At 62.6% G+C, this 4,110-nt stretch carries 7 protein-coding genes; all 7 read left to right on the top strand.

Annotated elements, in window-relative coordinates; genetic code table 11:
* The first annotated feature begins 38 nt into the window (after window positions 1-38).
* Window positions 39-152 carry a hypothetical protein gene (locus tag Q0M74_RS13295; RefSeq protein ID WP_293955242.1) on the top strand — a complete coding sequence of 38 codons (114 nt, stop codon included), beginning with the start codon at window positions 39-41 and terminating at the stop codon, window positions 150-152.
* The gene (locus tag Q0M74_RS13290; protein WP_293955240.1) at window positions 133-990 is read left to right on the top strand and encodes an ABC transporter permease; all 858 of its coding nucleotides are present in this window, start codon (window positions 133-135) and stop codon (window positions 988-990) included. The genes Q0M74_RS13295 and Q0M74_RS13290 overlap by 20 nt, the downstream gene beginning before the upstream one ends.
* A gap of 25 nt (window positions 991-1,015) precedes the next feature.
* The gene (locus Q0M74_RS13285; RefSeq protein WP_293955238.1) at window positions 1,016-2,218 is read left to right on the top strand and encodes a molybdopterin molybdotransferase MoeA; all 1,203 of its coding nucleotides are present in this window, start codon (window positions 1,016-1,018) and stop codon (window positions 2,216-2,218) included.
* A gap of 14 nt (window positions 2,219-2,232) precedes the next feature.
* Window positions 2,233-2,700: a cyclic pyranopterin monophosphate synthase MoaC gene (gene moaC / locus Q0M74_RS13280; RefSeq protein ID WP_293955236.1), complete on the top strand. Its 468-nt coding sequence runs from the start codon at window positions 2,233-2,235 to the stop codon at window positions 2,698-2,700.
* Window positions 2,697-3,179 (top strand): MogA/MoaB family molybdenum cofactor biosynthesis protein, encoded by a 483-nt coding sequence (locus tag Q0M74_RS13275; RefSeq protein WP_293955234.1) that lies wholly within the window; start codon window positions 2,697-2,699, stop codon window positions 3,177-3,179. Before moaC ends, Q0M74_RS13275 begins: the two co-directional genes overlap by 4 nt.
* On the top strand, window positions 3,169-3,663 hold the full coding sequence (locus Q0M74_RS13270; RefSeq protein ID WP_293955232.1) for a molybdenum cofactor biosynthesis protein MoaE: 495 nt from the start codon (window positions 3,169-3,171) through the stop codon (window positions 3,661-3,663). The genes Q0M74_RS13275 and Q0M74_RS13270 overlap by 11 nt, the downstream gene beginning before the upstream one ends.
* On the top strand, window positions 3,660-4,110 hold a 451-nt coding region (locus tag Q0M74_RS13265), incomplete at its 3' end, for a ThiF family adenylyltransferase (RefSeq protein WP_293955230.1). The genes Q0M74_RS13270 and Q0M74_RS13265, both read left to right, overlap by 4 nt.

Genomic DNA, 4,110 nt, shown 5'->3' with positions numbered 1-4,110 from the left:
TGATTGAGCTGGAGGGGCTGAGGCCCAATGAGTATCCGATGGTCCTGAGCACTGCAGGCAGTGACAATGAGGTGGCGGTGGAGTTCGCCCGGTTCCTGACCACCGATCAGGCCCGGGGTATTCTCGCAGGTTATGGCTTCGGTACACACTAGGTCAGGTGGGGCATCTGCTCAGGCTCCCGGCGCGCTCCCCAACCTCATTTTGCCTGCATGGATGCTGATTCCCGCGGCGCTTGCACTGCTGCTGGTGGTGGGGCCGATTCTGGCGTTGTTGCTCAACATTCCCTGGGGGCGTTCCTGGGAACTGCTTACCCAGCCTGATGCACTCCAGACCTTAGGGCTCTCCTTGTCCACCGCGTTGGTGGCCACCGCATTGTGTGCGGTCCTCGGGTTTCCCCTCGCGCTGGCCCTGCACCATCACGGTCGAAATCATCCCCGCTGGGCGACGGGAGTGCAGGTGGTGATCTATGCCCCACTGGTGCTGTCGCCGGTGGTATCCGGCCTGGCGCTGACCTTCCTGTGGAGCCGCAAGGGTCTGTTGGGCCAACACCTAGATCAGCTGGGCATCCCCATCGCCTTCACCACCCTGGCGGTGGTGCTCACCCAGGTGTTTGTGGCGCTGCCGTTTTTTGTGTCCACGGTGGTGACAGCTCTGCGTGGCATCCCGGTTCATTTTGAGGAGATCGCCGCGACAGAAGGTGCCACACGCTGGGAAATCATGGCCCGTGTCATCATCCCCCTTTGTCTGCCAGGTATTTTCACCGGCATGATTCTAGGCTTTGCCCGCGCCCTGGGGGAATACGGCGCAACACTGACCTTTGCGGGTAACGTCGCAGGTGTCACCCGCACCATTCCACTACACATCGAATTGGGGCTGAGCTCCAATGACATGGATAAGGCCTTAGGTGCGGTCATCATGTTGCTGGCGGTATATGTACTGGTCATCGGTGCGATTGGTGTGATCAGGATGATTTCACAACAACGCCGCTGACTGTCTCAAGAAGGGAACACCACCTGTGTCACGCTCACCGGAACAGCACATCGAAGAGATCCGTACGCTTATCGCCCCACCGGGCAGTGACATGGTTGAGCTTCAAGACGCCCTGGGCCGACGCACCACTGCCCCCGTCACCGCCCAGTGGGATTCACCCCGTTTTGATAACTCCCAGATGGACGGCTTCGCCCTGAGCTCCGCCCACTTGTCCGGTGGCACCTTCCGCACCGGGCCCACAGTGGCCGCCGGCGCAGACCCAGCAGAGATCTATCCCGACGGATTGAGCACCAGCCCCAGTGCCACCTTGTGCCCCATCATGACCGGGGCGCGTCTTCCCCGTGGCACCGCTGCCATCATCGCCGTGGAGAAAACCCAGCCGGGTGAATTCCTGGCAGAAGGTGGCACGGTCACCATCCCAGCCGTGGAGGCCGGCCAGTTCATGCGCCTGCAAGGTTCTGACATCCAGGCAGGGGCAGCAATCATCCCCGCAGGTGCCGTGCTCACCCCGGTGCATATTGCCTTGCTGGCCAGCCAGAGCATCCCCGCTGTGGAAGTGGAGCGCCGCCTGCGCATCATCACCGTCACCGGGGGTGCAGAAATCAACAACACCCCTGGGAAAGCCTCCATCCCCGATGCCAACGGGCCCCTGCTGCACGCCTTGGCAACACGCGCCGGCATGGAGGTGATCACCCAACTCCACACTGATGACAACCCCGCGCGCCTGGCCGAGCAGCTGGAAAAGACCATTGATCAGCACCAGCCGGACCTCGTGATCACCTCTGGTGGCATCAGCCAGGGGCAGTTCGAGGTGATCCGTCAGATTCTGGAACCCACCGAAGGCGCCTGGTTCGGGCATGTGGATCAACAGCCTGGTGGGCCACAGGGGTTGGCGCGCTTCCATGGTGTTCCGGTCATTGCGCTTCCAGGTAATCCCATCTCCACCCTGGTCAGTTTCGCCTTGTTCCTCCCACCGGTGCTACGTGGGGAACCTCTGACCCCGGTGATCGCGGAGATGGCCGACACCAAGGTGGGACTGGCCGGGGACAAGGATCAGTTTCTGCGGGGGACATGGGAGGTCGTCGACAAGCATCTCATTGCCACCCCGTTACCTGGGACCTCCTCGCATCTGCTGGCACAGGCTGCCGGTGCCACCTGTCTGATCCGTGTCCGCGCGCGGACTACGGTGGAGGCAGGACAGAGTGTGGAAATCTACCCGCTCGGATAGGGAGAACTAAAACTATGAGCGACTTGACCCACGTGAGAGCCGACGGCTCCGCACACATGGTGGATGTCACCGCCAAGGATGAAACCACCCGCACCGCCATCGCCGAAGGTTTTGTACGCACCCGCGCCGATGTGGTGGACAAGCTTTTCGCCGCCGACCTGCCCAAGGGCGATGCCCTGCCTGTCGCGCGCGTGGCCGGCATCATGGGCGCCAAGAAAACCCCGGAGATCATCCCCCTGTGCCACCCACTGCCCCTGGGTAAAATCACCGTCGACTTCGAACGCCTCGACGAGGGCGTCCGCATCGAAGCCTCTGTGAAAACCCGCGGTGTGACCGGCGTGGAAATGGAAGCACTCACCGCCGTCACCACCGCAGCACTGACCGTCTACGACATGATCAAAGCCGTGGACAAACTCGCCGTCATCGACGGCATCCGCGTGCTGGCCAAATCAGGCGGCAAATCCGGGGACTGGGCAGTATGAACCGCACCGCACTAGTGGTGGTCAGCTCCACCCGCGCCGCAGCCGGATCATACGAGGACAAGTCGGGGGCTTATCTGGTGGACTGGCTCCGTAGTGTCGGCTTCACCGTGCCCGCGGCAAAAGTGGTGGCCGACGCCGACCTTCCCCACGTGCTCTCCACCCTGCTCAACGACCGCGCCGGGTTACCCGATGTGCTGCTGACCTCCGGTGGCACCGGCCTGACACCCGATGACCACACCCCGGAGATCGTGACGCCTTTCCTGGACCGTGAACTGCCCGGCATCGTGCACGCCTTCTGGAACAAGGGATTGGAGACCCTCCCCACCGCAGTGCTCTCCCGTGCGGTGGCCGGCGTGGTGGGTGAGACTTTTATCATGGCCCTTCCCGGTTCCACCGGGGCTGCCCGCGATGCTGCCTCCGTGTTGGAACCGCTCCTTGACCACCTTGTTTCCATGCTGAAGGGGAACCATGACCACTGAACCTGTTTTTCACGGCTGCGGCGACGAGGCCCCGGATCCTGCCTATGTTGCGCAGCAGACCGGCAAACTGATCGATGCATTCATGACTGAATCACCTCTCTCGGGCTTCTTGGCTGAGGCGAAGTCAGCGACCTGCACCAACGCCATGGGCGCGGTCGTTGTCTTCGAAGGCATTGTCCGTGATCATGACGGCGGGTCACAGGTGAAATCCCTGACCTACACCGCCCACCCCACCGCCGATACGGTGATCAAGGAAGTGGCTTCAGGGGTTGTGGCAAAACACCCCAAGGCACGCCTGTGGACCGCGCACCGCACCGGGGCGCTTGCCATCGGCGAGGTCGCCTTCCTCGTGGTCGCGGCCGCCGCCCACCGTGGCGATGCCTTCAACGCCTGCTCCGAGCTTGCCGACGCCGTCAAGGCCCGTGTCCCGATCTGGAAGGAACAGGAACTGGTCAACGGCAACACCGAATGGGTGGGCCTGTGAAACGCGAAGACATCGCCCGCTACCGCCGCCAGATCATGCTCGGCGAAGTCGGTCAGACCGGCCAGAACAAGCTTTTCGACGCCCGCGTCGCCGTCATCGGCGCCGGAGGACTCGGCTCACCCGCACTGCTCTACCTCGCCGGTGCCGGTGTCGGTCACGTGCTGATCATCGATGATGATGCGGTAGATCTGTCCAACCTGCACAGACAGGTAATCCACACTACTTCCGGGGTGGGCACACCAAAAGCGGAATCCGCACGCGATGCCATGCTCGCACTGAATCCTGGAGTGTCCGTGGAGCTCGCGCTGGAGCGGTTGACCTGGTCAAATGCTGTGGACCTGTTGGAGGGGTACGACATCATCCTCGACGGCTCCGACAACTTCGAGACCCGCCACATCGCCTCCTGGGCCGCAGCGTGTCTTGGGGTGCCGCATGTGTGGGCTTCCA

Origin of the sequence: uncultured Corynebacterium sp. (assembly GCF_945649885.1) — a bacterium.
Lineage (GTDB): Bacteria > Actinomycetota > Actinomycetes > Mycobacteriales > Mycobacteriaceae > Corynebacterium.
This window is presented reverse-complemented; position numbering and strand designations above follow the sequence as displayed.